We start from the raw sequence: 463 nt of genomic DNA on the forward strand, positions 1-463 counted from the left end.
TCTCCTGGCTGGTCACCCTGACCAAACCGCTGATTGTTTTTCACGACTTCAGCTTTAGCGCTCGCGATTTGATTATGCTGTTTGGCGGCCTGTTTCTGCTGTTTAAAGCGACCGTCGAGCTTAATGAGCGGCTGGAGGGGAAAGACAGCGATAACCCCACCCAGCGCAAAGGGGCGAAATTCTGGGCCGTCGTGGCGCAGATCGTGGTGCTCGACGCCATCTTCTCACTCGACTCGGTGATCACCGCCGTCGGCATGGTTGATCACTGGCGGTGATGATGGCCGCCGTGGTTATCGCCATCAGCCTGATGCTGATGGCCAGCAAGGCGCTGACGCGCTTCGTTAACAGCCACCCGACCATCGTGATCCTCTGTCTGAGCTTCCTGCTGATGATCGGCTTCAGTCTGATTGCTGAAGGCTTCAGCTTTATTATTCCGAAAGGCTATCTATATGCGGCCATTGGC

At 55.7% G+C, this 463-nt stretch carries 1 pseudogene; it reads left to right on the forward strand.

Annotated features, from left to right (window positions below):
* A pseudogene (locus M3206_RS18800) lies at positions 1-463 on the forward strand (TerC family protein); the annotation flags it as partial.

Origin of the sequence: Fictibacillus phosphorivorans (assembly GCF_023715845.1) — a bacterium.
Lineage (GTDB): Bacteria > Bacillota > Bacilli > Bacillales > Fictibacillaceae > Fictibacillus > Fictibacillus phosphorivorans_D.